Genomic DNA, 21,871 nt, shown 5'->3' with positions numbered 1-21,871 from the left:
ACCGGTAGAGCTTGCTGGCCTTGCCGGCAAGCATTGGCCAAGTCCCGGCATGACGACGCCTGCTCGCCTGTTCCCAGGCAGCCAGACCTGCGGCTGCCGGGGGATCGACTGGAGCAGTGCTGATGGACATGCAAATTGCCTTGCTGCTTGGACAGGACGGCCTGACCAACGGCGCCATTTACGCGCTGCTGGCGCTGGCGCTGGTCCTGGTTTTTGCCGTGACGCGAGTGATCTTCATCCCGCAGGGAGAGTTTGTCGCCTTTGGCGCCCTGACCCTGGTCAGTCTGCAGGCCGGCAAGCTGCCCGGAACCCTCTGGCTGTTGCTGGCCCTGGGCACGCTGATCGCCTTGATCGATGGCGCTCTGGCGCTGCGCAACCGTCAGTTCAGGCGGGGCCTGTGGATTGTGTCGGTCTATTGCGTGCTGCCGCTGCTGCTCGCCGGTACCCTGTTCGCCATTCCCGCGGCCACCCTGCCATTACCGCTGCAAGTCGGTCTCGCGCTGATGCTGGTCGTACCGCTCGGGCCGATGATCTATCGCCTGGCTTACCAGCCGATTGCCGAAGCCTCGGTGCTGGTCCTGCTGATCGTTTCGGTGGCGGTGCACGTGACCTTGATGGGCATCGGACTGCTGTTCTTCGGAGCCGAAGGTTCGCGCACCCTGCCATTTTCCGATGTCAGTTTCTCGCTCGGCGATGCCCTCTTGCAGGGGCAGGCGGTTCTGGTCGTCGTGACCAGCGTGCTGCTGATCATGGCCTTGTATTTCTTTTTCGAGCGGACGATTTACGGCAAGGCGCTGCGCGCCACGGCGATGAACCGCACCGGCGCGCGCCTGATGGGTATTTCCGGAACCTTGGCCGGCATGCTGTCGTTCACCCTGGCGGCGACAATCGGCGCATTCTCCGGCATCCTGATTTCACCCATCACGACGATCTACTATGACTCGGGTTTCCTGATCGGCCTCAAGGGATTTGTCGGAGCGATCATCGGCGGTCTGGCAAGTTATCCGGTTGCCGCCGCCGGTGCCATCCTGGTCGGCCTGCTCGAATCATATTCGTCGTTCTGGGCCAGTGCTTTCAAAGAGGTCATCGTGTTCACGCTGATCATTCCGGTGCTGCTCTGGCGCTCGCTGAAAACGCACCATGTGGAGGAGGAATGAAACACGCTGCGCATACCACGACCGTCCTGCTGTTGTTCATTACCGCCCTGGCGCTGGCACCGCTACTGCTGCCCGAGTTCTACATCACGCTGCTCAACTACATCGGGCTTTACGCGATCGTTGCCCTCGGGCTGGTCCTGCTGACCGGCGTGGGCGGTCTGACTTCGTTTGGCCAGGCGGCGTTCGTCGGCCTGGGCGCCTATACTTCGGCTTACCTGACGACCGTGCACGGGGTCTCGCCATGGTTGACTCTGCCGGCCGGTCTGCTGGCCACCGCGCTCATCGCCCTGTCCATCGGTATCGTGACCTTGCGGCTATCCGGACACTTTCTACCGTTAGGGACGATCGCCTGGGGAATCAGCCTCTACTATCTGTTCGGTAACCTCGAAGCGCTTGGGGGTCACACCGGCATCAGCGGCATTCCATCTTTGCAAGTCCTTGACCTGGAAATCAAATCCGGGCGCGCGTTCTTCTATCTGATCTGGGTGGTCTTGCTGGTTTTCGTCCTTGCCACGCGCAACTTGCTCGACTCGCGCGAGGGGCGCGCCATCCGCGCCTTGCGCGGCGGCTCGCTGATGGCCGAAGCCATGGGGGTCAACACGCCGCGCGCGAAAATCGTCATCTTTACCATCGCCGCACTCTACGCCAGTGTTTCCGGCTGGCTCTATGCACACCTGCAACGCTTCGTCAATCCGACCCCTTTCTCGCTGACGCAAGGCATCGAATATCTGTTCATGGGAGTGGTCGGCGGCGTCGCGCATGTCTGGGGGGCGATCATCGGGGCAGGATTGATCACCATTCTCAAGCAATGGCTGCAGGACTGGTTGCCGAAACTGTTCGGTCAGAGCGGCAACTTTGAAGTCATCGTTTTCGGACTGCTGATGATTTTCGTGCTCCATCGCGCGCGTGACGGGGTGTGGCCGATCATCACCCGCTGGTGGCCGCAGCGACCGACGCAGGCCAGGGTGGTGGTCGAGGCTGCGCCGCTGGCGCGCCGCCCCATGCCGAAACCTGGCTCGTTGCTGCTCGAAATCAAGGATGCAACCAAGCGCTTTGGCGGTCTGGTCGCCAACGAAAGGGTGAGTTTCTCGGTCATGGCCGGCGAGGTGATGGCCTTGATCGGCCCGAACGGTGCCGGCAAGAGCACGATGTTCAATGGCATCTCCGGCGTTGACCCGCTGACTTCCGGCACCGTTATCTTTCGTGGCCAGCGCGTCGAATCCCTGCCGGCGCGCGACATCGCTCGCCTGGGCATGAGCCGGACCTTCCAGCATGTCCGCCTGCTGGCCGGAATGAGCGTCATCGAGAACGTCGCCATCGGTGCCCACTTGCGGGGAAACAAGAGCTTCATCGCGGCCGCTTGTCGTACCGATCGCAAAGAGGAAGCCCGCCTGCTGCGCGAAGCCGCTGCCCAGATCGAGCGCTGTGGTCTCGCCGAGCAAATGTACGAGGCCGCTGGCAGCCTGCCCCTCGGCAAGCAGCGCATCGTCGAGATTGCCAGGGCGTTGGCCGCAGATCCCTGTCTGCTGCTGCTCGACGAACCGGCTGCCGGACTCCGCTACATGGAAAAACAGGCGCTCGCGGACCTGCTGCGCCGCCTGCGTGATGAAGGTATCGGCATTCTGCTCGTCGAGCACGACATGGACTTCGTGATGGGACTGGCCGATCGCGTGCTGGTCATGGAGTTCGGACGCAAGCTTGCTGCCGGTCTGCCCGAAGAGATACAGCGGAATCCGGCAGTGGTCGAAGCCTATCTCGGAGGTGTCGAATGAGCGAACTGGCCGGTGCCGACGAAAGGATCGTCGTTCTCGAGGTTTCCAGCCTGTCGGTCAGCTACGGCAAGGTCGACGCGCTGCATGGGATTGCCCTCAAGGTACACCGCGGCGAGATCGTCACCGTCATTGGCCCGAACGGCGCCGGCAAGACGACCTTGCTTTGCGCCCTGATCGGTCTGTTACCGGTACGCGGGGATATCGTCTATCTTGGTGAACAACAGGATGGCGGACGCAGTGTCGAGAAACTCGTCCGCCAGGGGATGACGCTGGTCCCGGAGAAGCGCGAACTGTTTTCCGAGATGAGCGTCAAGGACAACCTCCTGCTCGGTGCTTTTGATCGTTACCGGGCCGGTCATCGCGACCAGCTCGAGACCATCGATCAGGTGTTCGAGATCTTTCCGCGGTTGCGGGAACGGCGTGCTCAGATGGCCGGCACGCTTTCCGGAGGCGAACGCCAGATGCTGGCCATGGGCCGCGCGCTGATGGCCAAACCCAGGCTGTTGCTGCTCGACGAACCCAGCCTTGGACTCGCCCCATTGGTCATCAAGGAGATCTTCCGAACGATCACTCAGCTCAAGAAGCTCGGCGTGGCGATTTTGCTCGTCGAGCAGAATGCGCGAGCGGCGCTGCAGGTAGCGGACTATGGTTACGTTCTGGAAACCGGGCGCCTGTCGCTGGAAGGGCCCAGTCGCGACCTGCTGACCGATCCCCGGGTCATCGAAAGCTATCTCGGACTGGGAGGCCGACACTAGGCGCGGCATCGAGCCGCCGCGTCAGCCGCTGGCTGGACAGGGGGTGTTCCGATTCCGGAGGGTGCTTGGGATGATGGCCTCGCCTCAACCCGGGTTGGCCGTCAGCCGCCGCAGACCGGTCACAAAGCGCGCCAGCGTCGGCGACAGTGCGCCGCGTGGCAGCATGACCTCGATCAGCCGGAATTTGCCCCGTGTCGCGTGTGCCGCGGCGAGTGCGCGCTTCAGTTCGCGCCGCGTGCTGACCCGAACGCCTTCGCCGCCCATGGCCGGAGCCATCTCGGCGAAGTGCCAGTCGTCGAGGTCGTTGAAGCCCGATTGCGGCTGGAAGGTCCGCAGCATCTCCCACGACTGGTTGTTGAAGACGATCACGATCGGATCGAAGCCGAAGCGCCGGCAGTTGCCGAGTTCCCAGCCGGTCATCTGGAAGGCGCCGTCGCCGACCAGGATCAGCGGGCGCTCGCCGGATGCCGCCTGCAGTCCGATGCCGGCCGGTACGCCGAAGCCCATGGTCGCGTAATAGCCGGGGGCAACGAGTTCGGTGTTGGCGATGTCCATCGCCGTGAACAGGCAGTCGCCGATGTCCGAGGCGATTGGCATGCGGCCCCTGTCGCGCATCAGGTCGTTGACCGCAGTGGCGATGTCGAGTGGCATCAATGGCGTGTCGTCGTCGGGCAGGTCGAAGGGGTAGTCCTGCTTCTTGACGTCGAAGTGCCGGTCGGAGGGCACGGTCCGTGCCAGCAGGGCGTCGACGAGAGACTCGAGACTGATCGCGTCGTAGGTATGGTAGCCCATCGCGACACGGCCATCGAGCGCCTGGATGGTCTTGCGCAGGTCGATCTTCTTGTCGGATACGCCGAAATTGGTGTCGGAAATGATGACCCCGAGCAGAAACAGTCCGTCGGAGGACTCGACGGCCTTGGTGACGTCTGGCGCCCCGGCAATGCCAAGGTAGGTGCCCATCAATGGCGCATTGGCTGCAGCCAGCAGGCCGCGCCCCATGAAACTGGTGACTACCGGCAGGGCAAGTCGGCGGGCAAGTTCGGCGGCCTTGGCCTCCAGGCCGAAACGCCGGACCTCGACGCCGACCATCAGGACCGGTGCCGTGGCGGCAGCCAGCCGGCCGAGGATTTCGTCGACACAGGCGGCGAGCGCATCGGGGTCGGGTCCGGCGGGTTCGATCGTTGGCGCCGTGGCGCAGGGTGCGCCCACCATGTCACGCGGCAGTTCGATGTAGACGGGTCGCGAATGCCGGCGGCAACTCGCCAGCACGCGCGCGATGTCGGCCGGTGCGCGGGCCGGGTCGTCGAGACGTACCTGGTCGCAGGTGATCTCGCGGTAGATCTGGAACTGCGAGTCGAGCGTCTTCGCCTGATGGTGGAGCAGCAGCCCGGAGCGCGCGTCGTTCTTGCCAGGGCCGCCGGAGAGGATGACCAGCGGCGACTTCTCGGCAAAGGCCGAGGCGACGGCATTGACCATGTTGAGCGCGCCCGCGCCATAGGTGACCGCGGCGACGCCGAGCGTGCCATGGTAGCGCGCCGACGCATCGGCCGCGAAACCGACGCCGGGTTCGTGCGAGAGCGTGTAGAGCGGCAGGATACCGCTTTCCTCGATGATGCGGAAATAGGGCAGGGCAAAATCGCCGGGGATTCCGAAGATTTCATGGGCGCCATGCGCCTTCAGGGCATGCAGCAGGGATTCGGTGATGTTCATGCGGACTCCTCGCAAAAGACCTGCAATGATCGGGTGTGGAACGCTCATCGTGGCGTTCTGTTCTGCAGGATGTAACCAGGCTTCTGAACCCCAGGTCGATGGACCGGCCGGATTCCGGCTTGCCCCCCGGAATGACTGAAAACCAATTTACCCTGTGGTTTTCTGCCAATACTGTACCGAGAAACGGCCGTTCATGGATAGAATCCCCGTTCCACCTTTCGGGAGGCTGTTCATGAATACCCTGCGCGTCTATGCAATCGACGGAATCGTGCCCGTGGTCGACCCGACGGCCTTCGTCCATCCGACCGCCGTCCTGATCGGCGATGTCATCGTCGGCCCGGGCTGCTATGTCGGCCCCTGCGCCAGCTTGCGCGGCGATTTCGGGCGGCTGATCCTCGAACGCGGCGCCAACCTCCAGGATACCTGTGTCATGCATGGCTTTCCCGGCACCGACACCGTCGTTGGCGAAGACGGCCACATCGGCCACGGTGCCGTGCTGCACGGTTGCCGTGTCGAAAGGAACGCGCTGGTCGGCATGAATGCAGTGATCATGGACAACGCCATCATCGGCGAATCCGCGATGGTTGCCGCCTGCGCCTTCGTCAAGGCCGGCGTCGAGATCCCGCCGCGCAGCCTCGCCGCCGGTATTCCGGCCCGGGTCATCCGCCTCCTCTCCGATGAGGAAAGGGCATGGAAGGTCGAAGGTACCCACACCTACCAGGACCTTGCCCGTCGCTGCCTGACCACGATGGTCGAATGCGAACCGCTTCGCGAAGCCGAGCCCGATCGCCCGCGCATCCACATGCCGGACGTGATCCCGCTGGTCGAACTGAAAAAGCGCTGATTTGATGATTCGTGAGCCCGGCCGGACCGGCCCCGGCCGTGTTCGCCACAGGCGTGCCGCCGGACCGGCTACGCGAAGCGTGCCGACAGACCGCCATCGACGACGAGTTCGGTGGCGGTGATGTACTTGGCTTCGTCGGAGGCCAGGAACAGCGTCGCATGGGCGGTATCCCAGGCGTCGCCCATGTGACCGAGCGGGCACTGGGCGTCGCGCGTGCGGATCAGGTTGGCGATATCGCCTTCCTCGCCATAGACGCGGGTGAGTGCGGCATGCACCAGCGGCGTATTCATCAGTCCGGGCAGGACGCAGTTGGCGCGGATGCCGTCGGGCGCGTGCCGAATGGCCATGGTGCGCGTCATCGCCACCATGGCTCCCTTGCTGGCAGCGTAGAAGCCGTAGTTGACACCGGCCCAGCCGAGCACGGCCACCGAGGCATTGTTGACGATCGCGCCGGCGTGCTGGCGGATCATCACCGGCAGCACGTGGTGACAGGTCAGGTAGACGCTCTTGAGGTTGATGCTCATCAGCCGGTCCCAGGCCGCCTCGTCCAGTTCCGCCGGACCGCCGACGACGGCGATGCCGACATTGTTGACCAGGATGTCGATGCGCCCGTAGGCGTCGAGTGCCGTCGCCACCAGGCGTTCGACGTCGGCGGCGCGAGCCACGTCGGCGACGACGGTGATGCCGATTCCCCCTTCATCGTCAATGATTTTTTGCGTCGCCGCGCCCGCTTCGGCATCGATGTCAGCGCCGACCACCCTGGCGCCCTCGCGGGCGAACAGCACCGACATCGCCTTGCCGTTGCCCCATCCCGGCCCGATCGAGCCACTGCCAGTGACGATGGCCACCTTGTCCTGCAGGCGTTTGCCCATGATCAGTCCTCTCCCTGATGAGTCCAGTGGCGCCGCAACGCGGTCTTGAGCACCTTGCCGTAGTGGTTCCTGGGCAGCGCCGCGACAAAAATGTAGTCTTTCGGCCGTTTGAAGCGGGCGATCGAGTCGAGGCACAGTCGATCGAGTTCGGCGATCGGCACCGATACGCTTGCCTGGCAAACGACGAAGGCGACCACTTCCTCGCCCCACTCGGCGCTGGGCCGGCCGACCACCGAGACCTCGGCCACCGCCGCGTGCCGCAGCAGCACTTCCTCGACTTCGCGCGGATAAATGTTGGTGCCGCCGCTGATGATCACGTCCTTGGAGCGGTCCTTCAGCGTCAGGAAGCCGTCGGCATCGAGGCTGCCGATGTCGCCGGTATGCAGCCAGCCGTTGCGCAGCGTCGTTGCCGTCGCTTGCGGGTTTCGCCAGTAGCCCTGCATCACGGTTTCGCCGCGCACGAGTACTTCGCCGGTGGCGTCGGCGGGCAAGGGCTGGTCGTCGGCATCGGCGATGACGACCTCGACGACGCTGTGCGCGACACCAACCGACGCGATTCGCTCGCGATAGCGCGGGTGGGCGCGGTCCGCCAGATGCCGGCGCGACAGCGCGGTGATCGTCATCGGGCTTTCGCCTTGCCCGTAGATCTGCACCAGGCGATCGCCAAGCACGTCGAGCGATCGCCGGATGTCTTCAAGATACATCGGTCCGCCTCCATAGACGATGGTCTTGATGCCGCTGCAGTCGGCACTTCGCTCGGCGACCTGGTCGACCAGACGGCGGACCATCGTGGGTGCGGCAAATAGCGACACCTGGCCGAAGCGCTGCGACAGCGAAACGATCTCATGCGCGTCGAAGCCGCCCGATTCGGGGACGACATGGCGTGCGCCGACCAGCACATGCGCGAAGTTGTACATGCCGGCGCCGTGCGACATCGGCGCCGCATAGAGGATGCTGTCGGATGGTGTGACCTGGTCCACGTCCGGGAAGTAGGCCAGGGTCATCGCCAGCAGGTTGCGCTGCGAGAGCATCACGCCTTTCGGCTGGCCGGTGGTTCCCGAGGTATAGAAAAGCCAGGCCAGATCGTCGGGAAGGCGCGGCACGACGGCAATCGGGTCGGTGCTGGTCAGTCGTCGGTAGGTCGCGGCGTCGACCGGAACGACGCGCAGGTCCGGATTTTTCTCGCGCCAGATTCGCTCGTCTTCGCCTGGGTCGTCAGCAACGAACAGCAACGCGGCCGCCGAATCGTCAACGATGAAGGCCACTTCGCGCGCGTGCAGCTTGTGGTTGATCGGCACGGCCACCAGGCCGGCATGCCAGATACCGTAGAGCAGTTCGAGGTACTGCGGACAATTGGCCATGAACAGCGCGACCCGGTCGCCAGTCTGCAAACCCATCAGACCGCGCAGACCGCCGGCGATCGTCGCTGCACGACGGAACAATTCACCGTACGAGCAAAGCTCGCGCGTGCCGAGCGCGATCGCCGGTTGCTCGGGAAGAACCCGAGCGGTGCGGGCGAGCAGATGCGCGAGATTCATCGCTGGAATAGCGAACCGAGCAGGCGCGCCGTCCTGCCGGAAGTCGGCTGTGCTCGGGACACGCCAGGCCCTGCGCTCAGCCCTGATCGGCGAGCAGGAAGTCCTGGACGATGCGTACCTGCGATTCTTCGAGGAACATCGGGGCATGGCCCACTGCCGGCACTTCGACGAGCTTTGCCCGCGGTCCGCGGGTCGTCATCTCGGCGGCGGTGTCGTGCAGCAGGATGTCCGATTGCGCACCGCGCAGGACCAGCGTCGGGCAGAGGATGGCGTCGTACATCGGCCAGAGGTTGATCTCCTTGGCCTCCAGGAAGGCCTTCTGGTAGGGCTGGGCGATCGCGCGGTCATAGTTCATCTCGAAGCCGCCATCAGGCTTGGCGCGCGTGCCGACGACGGTCATGAAGCGCCACTGCGCGTCAGTAAGGGCGCCGAACGGCGCACACACGACGCGCACATAGGCTTCTGCTTCGGCCAGATCGGCGAAATCCGGAGCCTTGCCGAGATATTCACCAATGCGCTGCAGGGCGTCGATACCGATCGTCGGCCCGACGTCGTTGAGCACCAGCCGGCTGATTGGCGAGCCCGGCAGGCTCGCAAGGAACATGCCGATCAGGCCGCCCATCGAACTTCCCAGCCAGTGTACCGAGTCGACCGCGAGGCGGGCGATCAGCGTCATCATGTCGTTGGCGTAAACCGGCACGCCGTAGTCATCGGCGAAGAATAACCGGTCGCTGCGGCCGCGCCCGACGACGTCCGGGCAGACGACCCGGTAGTCGTCTGCCAGGGCGTTGGCCAGGACGTCGAAATCGCGGCCGTTGCGGGTCAGGCCGTGCGCGCAGATCAGGACGCGTGGATTTGCCGGGTCGCCCCACTCGACGTAAGCCATGCGGTGCAGACCATGCGGCCCCAGGCAGCGTACCGAGCCTTCGCGCATCTCGTGCAAACGGCCGCTGGTCGCCTGGCCGGCTCGTGAGGTCACCACCAGTTCTTCGAATTCCTTGAGTATTGCCATGATTGAGCCCCGATGTCGTTCAGTGATTTGGATCGAAAAGAAAATGGTAACTCCCTGATCCCATGCCAGCTGGGCAGCATGTCAGCCCGAGGGTCGTGGCCGATACTGCCTGCGGCAGGGTCCGGAAATTCAATGATGCCATTGAGAGTATCCTCGCATCGGGCAAGCGAAGTCAATCGCCGCCTGCCGGCAGGCCGCATCTTCACCAGAAATTCCGCCCGCACAGAACCATTCAGGCCAGAACCTCGTGATCCGGCGCCGTGCGCGGCAAGGTCAAGGTGAACCTTGCCCTGTTCAGTTCGTGTGCCACGCCCGCCACCAGGTGGCCCAATGTCGCCAGCTTTTCCGACTGCAACAGTCGGGCTATCGCCTGGTTGACTGCACCAATGACTCGCATCCCCGATGCGGTTGGATTTTCCGTCTTCCCTTGACTATACTTTTAACGACATTGGCGTTGTTTTTCCTGACGGTCATGAAAGTCATGGGGCCGTTTTCCCCTTCCCCGCGAGGGGAGGGGAGTTCTTCGACAAAGTTCAGGGCAGGATTTGTAAGTCGCTGACACGACTTTCAGATTCAGATTAATTTCTCGTCCTCCGGATCGCGGTTCGGCCGGTGGGCATCGTCAAGAAAAGGGGAATGCTCATGACGCACAGGACTCACGTGGTAATTGATCGCACGCTCGACTCGGTACTGAAGCAATTTGCGATACCCACCATCTTCGCGTTGACCACGGGCATCGCGCCCGTCACGGCTTCGGCGCAGGGTGTCGAGCGCAGTGGCAAGGATGTGGTGGAGGAATCCTGCTTCACCTGCCACGGCAGTGGCGCGAATGGCGCGCCGAAGATCGGTGACAAGCAAGCTTGGGCAAAACGTGCATCCCAGGGCCTGACCGGGCTCACAAAAAATGCGCTTAACGGCATCCGGCAGATGCCGCCGCATGGCGGAAATATCAATCTCACGGATACCGAAATCGAGCGCGCGATTACCTATATGGTGAATCAATCAGGCGGCAACTGGACGGAGCCAGTCAGCAGGACGGCACGGGCATCCGAGCGTACCGGCGAGCAGATCGTGCTGGCACGGTGCGTCAAATGCCACCAGACGGGCGAGGGCGGCGCGCCAAGGATCGGCGATCGGGAAGCCTGGATACCGCGCGTCAAAGAGGGGCTCGATGTCGTCGTGCGGTCGGCGATCCAGGGGCATGGCGGCATGCCTGCCCGCGGCGGCCAGGCCGACCTGACCGACGCCGAAATACGCAGCGCGATCGTCTACATGTTCAACAAGGGTACCGTGCAAACAGGGGGCACTGCGGCGGCTGCGGCTGTGCCGGCGACGAAAGCCGATGGCATGCACAAGGTCATCGCGGGGACCGAAATCGATCTGGGCATTGTGTCCGCGGAATCGATACGCGCACGGCATCCGACTCCGGACTACGAGAGTTCGATGCATGGGGGTATCCCCAGCGGCAAGGCCTATTACCACTTGAACATCTCGTTGCGTAACAGCGATAACAAAGCCGTCATCAAGGATGCCGAAGTCGAGGCGCGCGTCGCCAATCCGGTCACCGGGGTCGAAACGAAGAAGCTCGAACTCATGGAGATCGGCAGTGCCATCAGTTACGGCAACTATTTCCGGATGCCGGAGAAGACCCCCTACACGATCATGGTGCAGGTTCGCAAGCAAGGCAGTTCGCAGGCGATCGAGGCCAAATTCGACTTCAAGCACGACTGACTGAACATTGTTGTTCCTGGTGGGAGCCCGCGCAAGCGAGGAGGTCCACCCAAATTCTCGGATGCATCGTTTTCCAGCGCTTCAGCGCCGCCAGGGCCACTTGCGCCTTGCATGCCGGTGTCTGGTTCCGCCTTTCCGGGGCCACCCGATCGTCAGCGGCATCGACATTCGGCACACGACTTGAGGCATGACACCGGCTGGTTTCGGATCTGCCGCTGATCGTCGTCGTCACAATCCCGCAATGATCGACCGATAGACTGTCGCAAGACCTTACTGTCCGGAGATTGAAAATGACGACCCATCGCACCCTGTGCAAGCTTTCTACCCTGGCCGCAGCCCTGTCCCTGAGCCTTTCCACGCTGGCTGCCGACATTACCGGCGCCGGCGCCACCTTCCCTTACGCCGTGTACACCAAATGGGCCGAGGCCTATCAGACGGCCACCAGGAACCGGGTGAACTATCAGGGCATCGGTTCTTCTGGCGGCGTCAAGCAGATCAAGGCCAGGACCGTAGACTTCGGCGGTACCGACGCCCCGCTGAGCGAATCCGATCTCGATGCTGCCGGCCTGGTACAGGTCCCGACCGTGATGGGCGGCGTGACCCTGGTGATCAATGTTCCCGGCGTTGAGTCCGGCAAACTGAAACTCGATGGCCCCACGGTTGCCGACCTCTTCCGGGGCGCCATCAGGCGGTGGAACGACCCGGCCATCGTCAACCTGAACCCCGGTCTCAAACTGCCCGATCTGGCGATTACCGTGGCTTTCCGTTCCGACGGATCGGGAACCACCTTCGTTTTTTCGAACTATCTGGCCCGGCAGTCGGCGTCATTCAAGAACGAGGTCGGTGCCGGCAACACGGTGAACTGGCCCGCCAACGGCGTTGGTGGCAAGGGCAACCCCGGCGTTGCGGCCAACGTGCAGAAGATTGCCGGCGCCATTGGCTACGTTGATATCGCCGATGCCACGAAGAACAAGATGAACTTCGTGGCCCTGAAGAACAAGTTCGGTCACTACATCGTGCCGACACAGGACGCCGTCGAGGCTGCGGCCGCCGGCGCCAACTTCAAAGTCAAGGGCATGGCTCCCGACTTGCTCGACCAGGCTCACAAGGATGCCTGGCCGATCACCAGTGCGACCTACATTCTTGCCTACGAGAAGGGGACCGATGCTGCCAAACAGAAAGGCGTGGTTGACTTCTTTGGCTGGGCCCTGAATAACGGCCAGAAGATGGCCGAGGATCTGGGTTTCGTGCCGCTCCCTGCGAGCGTGGTGAAGATGGTCGAAGCCGAGATGAAGAACATCAAATAAGGTTTGCGGGCGAAACCTGCCCGCAAACCGTTCCGGCGTTGACCTTTGGAAACCGCCTGTCCACGTGAGGAATGATCGCCATGAGCGCAGTGATGTCCACCAGCAGACCCGTCAGGTCCGATCTCCAGGCCAGACAGATCAGAAAGTTCAAGCTGCAGGACACGCTCTTTCATCAATTGACCCTGCTGTTCGCCCTGCTTGTCCTGGCCGCGCTCACGGGCATATTGATCGCCCTGGCGGTTGAAGCGCTACCGGCGTTCAGGGAATTTGGTGCGGCTTTCCTGTGGACCCCTGTCTGGAATGTCCCGGAAGCGCAGTTCGGCGCGCTTAGCGCCATCTACGGCACCGTCGTGACCTCGGCCATTGCACTGCTCATCGCCGTGCCGGTCAGTTTCGGCATTGCCCTGTTCCTCACCGAAACCTGCCCGGTCTGGTTGCGCCGCCCGCTGGGTACCGCCATCGAACTGCTGGCCGGTGTACCTTCGATCATCTATGGCATCTGGGGGTTGTTCGTGTTTGCGCCGCTATTCGCCAGACACGTGCAACCGTATCTGCAAACGGTCTTCGGCGACCTGCCGGTGATCGGCGGCTGGTTTGCCGGCCCACCGATTGGTGTCGGTATTCTCACCGCCGCCATCGTGTTGTCGCTGATGGTGATTCCCTTCGTGGCCTCGGTGATGCGTGACGTCTTCGAAACCGTGCCGGCACAACTCAAGGAATCGGCGTATGGTCTCGGCTGCACTACCTGGGAAGTCGTCACCGGCGTGGTCTTGCCCTACACCCGCGTCGGCGTCATTGGCGGCATCATGCTGGGCCTGGGCCGCGCACTCGGAGAAACCATGGCCGTCACCTTCGTGATCGGCAACGCCAACCGCATCGTCGGCAGCCTGTTCGCACCAGGAACCTCAATCGCCTCGACGCTGGCCAATGAATTCGGTGAGGCCGATCCCGGCCTGCATATTTCTGCCTTGTTCGCCCTCGGCCTGGTCCTTTTCGTCATCACTTTCGTGGTGCTGGCGATTTCCCGCTGGTTGATCCAACGCGGCCTTGCCAGGCAAGGCAAATGAGAAGGGGGAGGCCTGTCATGAATCGCTATTCTCGCCGGATCCTGACCAACCGCATCGGTATTGGCCTGTCGATGCTGGCGATGGCCTTCGGTTTGCTCGCGCTGCTGTGGATTCTCTGGACCCTGTTCTATAACGGCTTCGCGGCGCTGAGCTGGGATTTGTTCGCCCAGGACACGCCGGCACCGGGCAGTGAAGGCGGCGGACTGCGCAATGCCATCGTCGGCAGCCTGTTGATCGTTGGCGCCACCGCTCTGGTTTCGACGCCGGTCGGAATTTTCGCCGGCATCTACCTGGCCGAATTTGGCGGCAAATCCCGATTTGCCGCCGCGACCCGTTTCGTCACCGACATCATGCTGTCGGCCCCTTCGATCGTCGTCGGACTGTTCGTCTATGCCCTGGCGGTGGAGACCCTGGGCGGTTTCTCCGGCTGGGCAGGGTCGCTGGCCTTGTCGCTGATCGCCATTCCGGTGGTGGTGCGAACAACCGAGAACATGCTGCTGCTGGTGCCCGGCAGCCTGCGCGAGGCGGCTTTCGCGGTCGGCGCGCCGCACTGGCAGGTGTCCTTGAAAGTCACCCTGCGTGCGGTCAAGGCGGGTGTGCTGACCGGCATCCTGCTGGCCATCGCCCGGGTCACCGGAGAAACCGCGCCGCTCTTGTTTACCGCGCTGAACAACCAGTTCTACAGTACCGACATGTCGCAACCAATGGGCAACCTGCCGGTGGTGATCTTCCAGTTCGCGATGAGCCCGTACGACAACTGGGTGAACCTGGCGTGGGGCGGTGCGCTGCTGATTGCCCTGATGGTGCTCGCGATCAACATCGTCGCACGCGTCCTGTTCCGCAGAAAATCCTCAGACTAGACCCGGAGTCTCCCATGTCCGCCCATCAACAAGCTGTCGACGGCGAAGCCATTCTGGCAGTCCGCGACCTGAGTTTCTATTACGGTGACTTCCGGGGTCTCAACAAGGTTTCCCTGGACATCGCGCAAAACAAGGTGACGGCGTTCATCGGCCCTTCCGGTTGCGGCAAGTCCACCCTGCTGAGGACCTTCAACCGCATGTACGATCTCTATCCGGGCCAGCGCGCGGAAGGGCAGATCATCTTCCATGGCCGGAACCTGCTTGACAGGAAACAGGATGTCAATCTGCTGCGTGCCAGGATTGGCATGGTCTTCCAGAAGCCGACGCCGTTTCCGATGACCATCTACGAAAACATCGCTTTCGGTGTGCGGCTCTACGAACCCCTGGCAAAGTCAGGTATGGACGAGCGCGTCGAATGGGCGCTGCGCAAGGCGGCATTGTGGGAAGAAACCCGGAACAAGCTGCAGCAGAGCGGGCTGTCGCTGTCGGGTGGCCAGCAGCAGCGCTTGTGTATCGCGCGCACGATCGCGGTCAAACCCGATGTGGTGCTGCTGGATGAACCCACATCCGCACTGGATCCGCTGTCCACCGCCAAGATCGAGGAGTTGATCAACGAACTCAAGTCCGATTACTCGATTGCGATCGTCACCCACAACATGCAACAGGCGGCGCGCATCTCCGATTACACGGCATTCATGTATCTCGGCGAATTGATCGAATTTGGCAATACCCGGGAACTGTTCGTCAAGCCGAAAAAGCAGCAGACCGAGGACTACATTACCGGGCGCTTCGGCTGATGCCATGCCGCTCGTCAGACCTGCCGTCATCCTGCGGTCACATCGCTCCCGTATCCTGCAGGCGTGATTCCCTTTTCAAAATATGAGGCCAGCCCCATGAGCAGTCATCTCAGCAAGCAGTTCGATCTTGAACTTGAAGGTGTCCGTACCCGCGTCCTGCAGATGGGTGGTCTGGTCGAGAGGCAGTTGATGGCGGCGATCGACGCCTTCAACACCGGCAATATCGAGGCCATGCAGGAAGTCGTCCGGACGGACGCTGAAGTGGATGCTTACGAAGTCGGCATCGATGAGGACTGTACACTGCTCATCGCACGCCGGCAACCCGCGGCTTGCGACCTGCGGTTGGTGATGGCCATCTCGCGGATTGTCACCGACCTCGAGCGCAGCGGCGACAAGGCGGCCAAGATCGCCAACAAGTCGCGCAAGCTGCATCGGGTCAGCGGGCAGCGCATCCCGCGACTGTCCGATCTCCATCATTGCGGCAGTCTGGTCGCTGCAATGCTTCAGGGCGCACTTGACTCGCTGGCCCGCATGGATGTCGACGCGGCCCGCCAGGTGATCAGGGCAGACAAGGAGATCGATGCCGCTTTCAATTCGATCCTGCGGCAACTGGTCACTTACATGATGGAAGACCCGCGCACGATCAGCGAGGCGCTCGACATCATCTGGATCGCCAAGGCCATTGAACGGGTGGGTGATCACGCGACCAATATCGCCGAAAACGTCATCTACACCGTCAGCGGCATCGATGTTCGGCATACCGGCAGCGCCGCCAGGAAAGCGGAGAAGGCATGAACACCTCGGTTTCCAGTCTGCCACGGGTGCTTGTCGTCGAGGACGACCGAGGCATCCAGGAGCTTCTGCGCTTCACGCTCGTCTGCGGCAGCTACCAGCCAGTCTGTGCCGACACCGCCGAAGAGGCCGAAACGCTGCTGCGTGAAACGCTGCCCGACATCGCGCTGATCGACTGGATGCTGCCCGGCAAGTCCGGGCTGGCGCTGATCGGCAAGCTTCGCAACGAACGGCGAACACGCAGCATGCCGATCATCCTGTTGACCGCGCGTGGCGAGGAGGCGGATCGTGTTGCCGGGCTCGAAGGCGGCGCCGACGACTACATCGTCAAGCCCTTCAGTACCAAGGAACTGTTGGCGCGCGTGCAGGCGGTACTGCGCCGCTGCGCTCCCGAGTTTGCCAAGGGCACGCTGAGTGCTGGCCCGATCGAGCTGGACACCGTCAGCCACGAAGCGCGCGTGCTCGGCCGGCGGATCACCCTGACCCCGACCGAATTCCGGCTGCTGCGTTTCCTGATGGCCAATGCCGGACGCGTCTACACGCGCCAGCAACTGCTCGACCATGTCTGGGGTGATCACGTCTATATCGAAGACCGCACCGTCGACATCCACATCCGGCGCTTGCGCGTCGCCCTCGGGCCAGCCGCCGAGCAGATGGTCGAGACCGTGCGGGGGACCGGTTACAAACTCGGCGCACTGCCGGCCGCATGAGTGCTGCCGTACCGGGGTTCGCGAAGATCCTGCTGAGCGGTGTGCTGCCGATCGTTGCGCCGGCGCTGCTGCTCGGGTTGGTCCATGGCGCAGCCTGGGGCTGGGCGGCCGCAGCGCTTGGCTGGCTGCTGATCGTTCTGATGCAGACCCGGCGGCTGACGGTCCTGGCAGCGTGGCTCGATGCCCCGGATCGTGCCGGAAGAGTGCCTGACGCCGGTGGTGCCTGGGGCGAAGTCTTCACCAGGCTGTCGCGCAGGTTGCATCATGATGCCCGCCGGGTCGAGGAGATCGAGGCCGAACTGCAGTCGTTCCGGGAGGCCATGGACGCCGTTCCGGACGGTCTCGTGATCCTCGACGCCAGTCACCAGATCCAGTGGAGCAATCGCGCTGCCGGCGAACACCTGAGCATCCGCCTGCCGCGCGATGACGGAGCGATCATCGAACAACTGGTGCGCCTTCCAGGTTTTGCCGATTACCTCGGCAACCCCGACGGGCAGGCCCCCTTCATCCTCCGGTCGAAGGCTGCACGCAGCCGCGTCTATGCCATCCGGGCCGTCCCTCTGGGGAAGCACAAGCAGTTGCTGGTCAGTCTCGATGTGACCGATGCCCACCGCGTCGAGGCGATGCGCAGCACCTTCGTGGCCAATGTGTCGCACGAGCTGCGTACGCCCCTGACCGTGGTCAGTGGTTTTCTGGAACATTTCACCGACGGTGGCGCGATGAGTGCCGAGCAGCGGCTGTACTTTGCGCGCATCATGAGCGACCAGACAAGACGTATGCTGAGCCTGGTCGACGATCTTCTGACCTTGTCGAGGCTGGAAGCGGAAGACGCACCGGCGAGCGAGGAGGAAGTCGAAATGGGCCCACTGCTGGCGCAGTTGCTGTCCGAAGCGCAAAGCCTCAGCGAAGGCCGGCATGGTATTCAGGTCTTTTGTCATGGTCCGGCCCTGCGGGGAAACCGCAAGGAGTTGCACAGCGCTTTCGGCAATCTGGTATCCAACGCCATTCGCTACACGCCGGCCGGCGGCGAGATTCGCATCGAATGGGGCACCCGCGATCGGCTCGGCGTCTTTTCCGTGCATGACTCCGGCGTCGGCATTCCCGCTGAGCATCTGCCTCGCCTGACCGAACGCTTCTACCGCGTCGACCGTGGTCGCTCGCGCGATACCGGCGGCACCGGTCTCGGTCTGGCCATCGTCAAGCACATCCTGCTACGCCATCAGGCAGCCCTGCTGATCGAGTCGCGGGTCGGCGAGGGCAGCACTTTCCGCGCCGAGTTTCCGGCCTGGCGTTTGCCGCCGCTGGCCTGACGGTGACGACTTTTCCAGGCTCCCCGATCATGAAAGTCATGGCCGTTTCCCGCTTCCCAAGCTGATTCCTTTCCTTGCTCTGGTGAGTCGGTTTGGCTAGACTTACATATGAGGCCTTGGGCAAGCTCGTGACCCCCTTGGCACCGACCCGGTGCCGCTCCCGATGCGATCGAAACCGAACCGGCCAGCTACGATTGCTGAAGAATTCAACCAGGCGCCTGCCCGAAAGGGACACGACGATGACACGCCGCCACGCATTTCTGATGATCGCTGCGACTGCCCTCATGTCGACCGCAAACCACGCATGGTCCGCGAGCCCTTGGGCCATTGCCTGCGGCGATGGTCGCGTCGATCAGATTCTCGACAACTTCGATGCAACTTGGGATACCTGCTGCACCGCGCACGCGTCGATTCCGATGCCGACGCAGCGCACGGTGGCTGGCTGCAGTGGCAACGCGCTGGCGCTGAGTTACGACCTGCGCAACGTTGCCCCCGTCGGCGGCGCGAGCTGGGTCGTCGTGCAGCGCTCCTTCGCCGCCGCGAAGGATTTGCGTGGCTACACGCATGTGCGGCTGGCGCTGAAGGGCTCGAACGTCGACAACCACGACAACGTCGAAGTCAAGCTCAAAGCGGCCAACGGGCTTTTCACCGCGCGGCTGGTCAGTGTGACCGACCTTCCTGAGTGGCGTGCCTTGTATATCGACCTGCGCGAATTCACCGGCAACGGTGCCCCCGATCTCAGCAGCGTGAGTGGACTCGAGCTCGCGCTGGTACGCGCCGAGGACAACGAGGTGTGGAACATCCCAGGGGTCGGCGGCAAGGCCGATCCGCACGCGGCGACGATGTACTTCGACGAGTTTGCAGTTGTAAACCTGAGGCCCGGCGGCCCACGGCGCGAAGTGCAAGCTACGTTCGAGCCGGTGGCGCCCGTACCCGCGATTCGCCAAGCGGCAGCGCGCGCGCTGGTCGAGCGCGTCGTCCCATCCGGGCCGGGCGCCGGCCTGGTTCCGGCCTGGTTCACCGAGCCGACGCCCAATTTCAACATCTACGCGCAGGCCGAAGCGCTGCTTGTCTTTTTGCACGAACACTCGCTGACTGGCGACGCAACCTACCGCGACGCTGCGCAGCGCTTGGGGGCGCGGCTGATCGCGCTGCAGATCGCGCCCGATGCTGCCCAATCCGGGGCCTGGTTCACCGCGCATAGCCCGCAATCGGGTGTGCTTGCACCGCCGCAACGGACAACGCAGGCAGTGCCGTGCAACGGCAATGAGCGCGATATCCGCGATGTCGACGCCTGCCAGTGGATCGGCAACACTGGCTGGGCGCTGATTGCGCTGGCCAGGCTGCGACACAGTGGCCTGTACGAAAACGATCCGGCGCTGGCCGCCGCTATCGAGCGCGGCGCATCGTGGATCGTCGCGCAGATCGGCCGCACCGGCGGTTATGACGACATCACTTCGTTGGGCATCGAAGGCAATGTGTCGGCCTATTTCGGGCTGCTGGCGGCTGGGCGTGCGAGCGATGCCGAGCGACTGGGCCGCGGCATTTTCGCGCGCGGGTGGGATCCGATTCAGCACCGAATGAAGACCGGCGCGCGCGCCGAAGACGCGGCCACTGCGCTGGACGTGGCGGGCAGTTGGGGCGTGACGTTCCTGCGCGCGGTCGGCCGCAACGCCGAGGCGCTTGAATCGGCCGGGTTCACCTATTCGACGATGCGTGTGAACTCGTTCGATGGAACGCGTCGTGGCTTCGGTGACATTGCCGGGCCTTTCACCCCGGCGGTCGAATTCATCGGGCAAGCCGCCGCCGCGGGCATTCGCGATGCCAACCTCGTCATGCAGGAGGTGGCCGCGATGCAGATCCCTGCCGGCCGCGCATACGCTGGTGCATTTCCCGGCGCGGCCGACGCCTGGTACGGCGGATCGCTGCCCCCGTGGAACACGACGATGCCAGGCGTTTCGCCCACCGCGTGGGTGCACTTCGCGCACAGCGGTGACCCGTTGCTCGCGCTGCTGCAGCCGCGGGTAGGGGTTTCGCTCAACCAACGTCGTTTCCAACCCGGCGACGTGCTGACCCTGAACGCTCGGCTCTTGCCCGGGACGGCGGAAACGACGGTGGACGTGTACCTGGCGCTGCAGCTACCCGGCTGCACGACGTCGGCGTGCGCTCTGTTCTGGCAACCGAACAACAGCTTCACCCCAAGCCCGCTGCCGGTGCTGAAAAGCTGGGTCGTCGAGCGCTACGAAGCGCCGGTCTTCACCTATCGGTTCACGGGCAGCGAGCCGCCCGGACGGTACACATGGCTTGCCGCTTTCGTGAAACCCGGAACCGGCGAGGTGATTGGTTCGATTTCGCAGCCGTCGTTCGAATTCGGGCGTTGACGGAAGGGAAGGATAAGAAATCCAACGGTGCCAACGAGAGTATAGGAGCCGTCATCAAATTTACCGTGGGCAACGACCAGCGGCTGCATGGCCGGCAGGACGTTCATGCCGGCAGCCGGCACACCAGCATGTTGTTGGCAAAGGGCTTGCCCTCGTTCATCGGCAGCGTTTCGACGCAAAAGCCGAGCGCGTCGAGGAGTTCGGACCATTGCGCAAGCGTGCGCCCGTAGAGCTTCGCCAGGCGGTGGCCGCGGCAGAAGGTGACCGCGTGATCGACCCAGTTGCAGAGGTGGTAGGGAAGGCCGGCGCCGGCATCGCCGACGCGCGTGACGAACAGCCCGCCTGGTGGCAGTGCTGCCCGAATCCGCGTCAGGACGTCTTCCTGACGCGCGTGGTCGATGTAATGCAGCGCGTCGAGGATGGTGACGACCTCCGCATGGCCGAAATCGACTGCGCACATGTCGCCTTGCCGGATGTCGACGATCGGGTGTTGCTGGCCGAAGGCGCGCCGGGCGCGTTCGACATCCCTGGCCATCAGCTCATAGCCGCGCAGGCGCAGCGGCTTCGGGGCGGCCGCCCAGTCGCTCGGCCAGTGACCTTTCTCGTAGCGTGCGCGCGCCGCCAGCAGCCACGAAAACAGGCTGCCCTGGCCGCAACCGAGGTCGAGAAAGCACCCTTCGGCGGGAAAGATGCCGCGCCTGAGAAGTTCGCGGAAGATGCAGTCGCCGGACAGCTTGCCGCGCGCATAGTAGTAGGCGAAATGTCCGCTGGCACGGAAGGGGCGGCTGGCGTCTTCGAGCAGTGCGGACAGGAAGGGTTCGTTCATGCCAGAGCATTCGTCAGGGTGACGGGGTTGAGGCGATTCTCCGCGATGGCCTGCAGCAGCCGGGGCAGCACGGCGACGATCAGCGCTTCGCCGGTGGGTGTGCGCGCGGCGTGGCCGTCGTGCAGCAGCAGGATGTCGCCGGCGCCGAGATGGCGGGTCAGCCGCTGGAAGACGCGCTGCGGATCTCCCTCGCGGGTGTCGAAGGCGCGGCGTGTCCATGCCGCGAGTTGCAGATTGAGACGCGCCAGCACCGGGTCGAGTAGCGGGCTGCGCAGTCCCGCCGTCGGCCGGAAGAAGCGCGGCGCCTGACCGGTGATGTCGGACAGCGTGCTCTGTGCGGCCGCGATGTCGGCGTGCATGCGGCGCATGCCGAAGGCGGCGAAGGCGGATGAATGCGAGTCGCCGTGGTTCTCGACGCGGTGGCCGCGGC

19 protein-coding genes are annotated in these 21,871 nt (G+C 63.5%); 13 read left to right on the top strand and 6 right to left on the bottom strand.

Annotated elements, in window-relative coordinates; genetic code table 11:
* Window positions 1–122: 122 nt before the first annotated feature.
* The 3 genes from CAPSK01_RS04770 to CAPSK01_RS04760 are packed head-to-tail and all read left to right on the top strand — an operon-like array spanning window position 123 to window position 3,684.
* Window positions 123–1,157, top strand: coding sequence for a branched-chain amino acid ABC transporter permease (locus tag CAPSK01_RS04770; protein WP_034923198.1), 1,035 nt, complete (start codon window positions 123–125; stop codon window positions 1,155–1,157).
* The gene (locus tag CAPSK01_RS04765; RefSeq protein WP_034923196.1) at window positions 1,154–2,929 is read left to right on the top strand and encodes a branched-chain amino acid ABC transporter ATP-binding protein/permease; all 1,776 of its coding nucleotides are present in this window, start codon (window positions 1,154–1,156) and stop codon (window positions 2,927–2,929) included. The genes CAPSK01_RS04770 and CAPSK01_RS04765 overlap by 4 nt, the downstream gene beginning before the upstream one ends.
* Complete coding sequence (locus tag CAPSK01_RS04760; RefSeq protein WP_034923193.1) at window positions 2,926–3,684, top strand: ABC transporter ATP-binding protein; 759 nt, start codon at window positions 2,926–2,928, stop codon at window positions 3,682–3,684. Before CAPSK01_RS04765 ends, CAPSK01_RS04760 begins: the two co-directional genes overlap by 4 nt.
* Window positions 3,685–3,768: 84 nt before the next feature.
* Here the strand turns inward: CAPSK01_RS04760 and ipdC are convergent, their stop codons facing one another.
* Window positions 3,769–5,394 (bottom strand): indolepyruvate/phenylpyruvate decarboxylase, encoded by a 1,626-nt coding sequence (gene ipdC, locus CAPSK01_RS04755; protein WP_034923191.1) that lies wholly within the window; start codon window positions 5,392–5,394, stop codon window positions 3,769–3,771.
* 232 nt (window positions 5,395–5,626) lie between these two features.
* On the opposite strand from ipdC, the gene paaY reads away from it, so the two are divergent.
* Window positions 5,627–6,238 (top strand): phenylacetic acid degradation protein PaaY, encoded by a 612-nt coding sequence (paaY, locus tag CAPSK01_RS04750; protein ID WP_034923189.1) that lies wholly within the window; start codon window positions 5,627–5,629, stop codon window positions 6,236–6,238.
* 68 nt (window positions 6,239–6,306) lie between these two features.
* Here the strand turns inward: paaY and CAPSK01_RS04745 are convergent, their stop codons facing one another.
* The 3 genes from CAPSK01_RS04745 to CAPSK01_RS04735 form a co-directional block, all read right to left on the bottom strand.
* Complete coding sequence (locus CAPSK01_RS04745; RefSeq protein WP_034923187.1) at window positions 6,307–7,110, bottom strand: SDR family NAD(P)-dependent oxidoreductase; 804 nt, start codon at window positions 7,108–7,110, stop codon at window positions 6,307–6,309.
* A gap of 2 nt (window positions 7,111–7,112) precedes the next feature.
* Window positions 7,113–8,648 (bottom strand): AMP-binding protein, encoded by a 1,536-nt coding sequence (locus CAPSK01_RS04740; RefSeq protein WP_034923185.1) that lies wholly within the window; start codon window positions 8,646–8,648, stop codon window positions 7,113–7,115.
* 76 nt (window positions 8,649–8,724) lie between these two features.
* The gene (locus CAPSK01_RS04735; protein WP_273703100.1) at window positions 8,725–9,660 is read right to left on the bottom strand and encodes an alpha/beta hydrolase; all 936 of its coding nucleotides are present in this window, start codon (window positions 9,658–9,660) and stop codon (window positions 8,725–8,727) included.
* A 612-nt stretch (window positions 9,661–10,272) separates the two neighbouring features.
* On the opposite strand from CAPSK01_RS04735, the gene CAPSK01_RS21840 reads away from it, so the two are divergent.
* The 9 genes from CAPSK01_RS21840 to CAPSK01_RS04690 all read left to right on the top strand — a co-directional run bounded on the left by CAPSK01_RS21840 (window position 10,273) and on the right by CAPSK01_RS04690 (window position 20,615).
* On the top strand, window positions 10,273–11,391 hold the full coding sequence (locus CAPSK01_RS21840; protein ID WP_273703099.1) for a c-type cytochrome: 1,119 nt from the start codon (window positions 10,273–10,275) through the stop codon (window positions 11,389–11,391).
* A 290-nt stretch (window positions 11,392–11,681) separates the two neighbouring features.
* The gene (gene pstS / locus CAPSK01_RS04725; RefSeq protein WP_034923183.1) at window positions 11,682–12,698 is read left to right on the top strand and encodes a phosphate ABC transporter substrate-binding protein PstS; all 1,017 of its coding nucleotides are present in this window, start codon (window positions 11,682–11,684) and stop codon (window positions 12,696–12,698) included.
* Window positions 12,699–12,778: 80 nt separating this feature from the next.
* Window positions 12,779–13,765: a phosphate ABC transporter permease subunit PstC gene (gene pstC / locus CAPSK01_RS04720; protein WP_273703098.1), complete on the top strand. Its 987-nt coding sequence runs from the start codon at window positions 12,779–12,781 to the stop codon at window positions 13,763–13,765.
* A gap of 17 nt (window positions 13,766–13,782) precedes the next feature.
* On the top strand, window positions 13,783–14,625 hold the full coding sequence (pstA, locus tag CAPSK01_RS04715; RefSeq protein WP_273703097.1) for a phosphate ABC transporter permease PstA: 843 nt from the start codon (window positions 13,783–13,785) through the stop codon (window positions 14,623–14,625).
* Between the two features lie 14 nt (window positions 14,626–14,639).
* A complete protein-coding gene (gene pstB, locus CAPSK01_RS04710; protein WP_034923179.1) occupies window positions 14,640–15,422 on the top strand; it encodes a phosphate ABC transporter ATP-binding protein PstB in 783 nt (260 codons plus the stop codon).
* Between the two features lie 96 nt (window positions 15,423–15,518).
* A complete protein-coding gene (gene phoU / locus CAPSK01_RS04705; protein ID WP_034923177.1) occupies window positions 15,519–16,217 on the top strand; it encodes a phosphate signaling complex protein PhoU in 699 nt (232 codons plus the stop codon).
* Window positions 16,214–16,924, top strand: coding sequence for a phosphate regulon transcriptional regulator PhoB (phoB, locus tag CAPSK01_RS04700; protein WP_034923175.1), 711 nt, complete (start codon window positions 16,214–16,216; stop codon window positions 16,922–16,924). The genes phoU and phoB overlap by 4 nt, the downstream gene beginning before the upstream one ends.
* Window positions 16,921–18,234: a phosphate regulon sensor histidine kinase PhoR gene (gene phoR / locus CAPSK01_RS04695; protein ID WP_273703096.1), complete on the top strand. Its 1,314-nt coding sequence runs from the start codon at window positions 16,921–16,923 to the stop codon at window positions 18,232–18,234. The genes phoB and phoR overlap by 4 nt, the downstream gene beginning before the upstream one ends.
* 239 nt (window positions 18,235–18,473) lie before the next feature.
* On the top strand, window positions 18,474–20,615 hold the full coding sequence (locus tag CAPSK01_RS04690) for a hypothetical protein (protein WP_273703095.1): 2,142 nt from the start codon (window positions 18,474–18,476) through the stop codon (window positions 20,613–20,615).
* A 103-nt stretch (window positions 20,616–20,718) separates the two neighbouring features.
* On the opposite strand, the gene CAPSK01_RS04685 is transcribed toward CAPSK01_RS04690, so the two are convergent.
* Window positions 20,719–21,441 (bottom strand): class I SAM-dependent methyltransferase, encoded by a 723-nt coding sequence (locus tag CAPSK01_RS04685; RefSeq protein ID WP_034923171.1) that lies wholly within the window; start codon window positions 21,439–21,441, stop codon window positions 20,719–20,721.
* Window positions 21,438–21,871 (bottom strand): polysaccharide deacetylase family protein (locus CAPSK01_RS04680; RefSeq protein ID WP_034923169.1); only part of this gene is annotated, 434 nt, incomplete at its 5' end. The genes CAPSK01_RS04685 and CAPSK01_RS04680, both read right to left, overlap by 4 nt.

The sequence above is a fragment of the Candidatus Accumulibacter vicinus genome (genome assembly GCF_000584955.1).
GTDB lineage: Bacteria > Pseudomonadota > Gammaproteobacteria > Burkholderiales > Rhodocyclaceae > Accumulibacter > Accumulibacter vicinus.
This window is presented reverse-complemented; position numbering and strand designations above follow the sequence as displayed.

What these genes read in the sequence shown, in the direction of transcription:
- CAPSK01_RS04770 (WP_034923198.1), top strand. Translation starts at nt 123, where the DNA reads ATGGACATGCAAATTGCCTTGCTGCTTGGACAGGACGGCCTGACCAAC.
- CAPSK01_RS04765 (WP_034923196.1), top strand. Translation starts at nt 1,154, where the DNA reads ATGAAACACGCTGCGCATACCACGACCGTCCTGCTGTTGTTCATTACC.
- CAPSK01_RS04760 (WP_034923193.1), top strand. Translation starts at nt 2,926, where the DNA reads ATGAGCGAACTGGCCGGTGCCGACGAAAGGATCGTCGTTCTCGAGGTT.
- ipdC (WP_034923191.1), bottom strand. Translation starts at nt 5,394, where the DNA reads ATGAACATCACCGAATCCCTGCTGCATGCCCTGAAGGCGCATGGCGCC.
- paaY (WP_034923189.1), top strand. Translation starts at nt 5,627, where the DNA reads ATGAATACCCTGCGCGTCTATGCAATCGACGGAATCGTGCCCGTGGTC.
- CAPSK01_RS04745 (WP_034923187.1), bottom strand. Translation starts at nt 7,110, where the DNA reads ATGGGCAAACGCCTGCAGGACAAGGTGGCCATCGTCACTGGCAGTGGC.
- CAPSK01_RS04740 (WP_034923185.1), bottom strand. Translation starts at nt 8,648, where the DNA reads ATGAATCTCGCGCATCTGCTCGCCCGCACCGCTCGGGTTCTTCCCGAG.
- CAPSK01_RS04735 (WP_273703100.1), bottom strand. Translation starts at nt 9,660, where the DNA reads ATGGCAATACTCAAGGAATTCGAAGAACTGGTGGTGACCTCACGAGCC.
- pstS (WP_034923183.1), top strand. Translation starts at nt 11,682, where the DNA reads ATGACGACCCATCGCACCCTGTGCAAGCTTTCTACCCTGGCCGCAGCC.
- pstC (WP_273703098.1), top strand. Translation starts at nt 12,779, where the DNA reads ATGAGCGCAGTGATGTCCACCAGCAGACCCGTCAGGTCCGATCTCCAG.
- pstA (WP_273703097.1), top strand. Translation starts at nt 13,783, where the DNA reads ATGAATCGCTATTCTCGCCGGATCCTGACCAACCGCATCGGTATTGGC.
- pstB (WP_034923179.1), top strand. Translation starts at nt 14,640, where the DNA reads ATGTCCGCCCATCAACAAGCTGTCGACGGCGAAGCCATTCTGGCAGTC.
- phoU (WP_034923177.1), top strand. Translation starts at nt 15,519, where the DNA reads ATGAGCAGTCATCTCAGCAAGCAGTTCGATCTTGAACTTGAAGGTGTC.
- phoB (WP_034923175.1), top strand. Translation starts at nt 16,214, where the DNA reads ATGAACACCTCGGTTTCCAGTCTGCCACGGGTGCTTGTCGTCGAGGAC.
- phoR (WP_273703096.1), top strand. Translation starts at nt 16,921, where the DNA reads ATGAGTGCTGCCGTACCGGGGTTCGCGAAGATCCTGCTGAGCGGTGTG.
- CAPSK01_RS04690 (WP_273703095.1), top strand. Translation starts at nt 18,474, where the DNA reads ATGACACGCCGCCACGCATTTCTGATGATCGCTGCGACTGCCCTCATG.
- CAPSK01_RS04685 (WP_034923171.1), bottom strand. Translation starts at nt 21,441, where the DNA reads ATGAACGAACCCTTCCTGTCCGCACTGCTCGAAGACGCCAGCCGCCCC.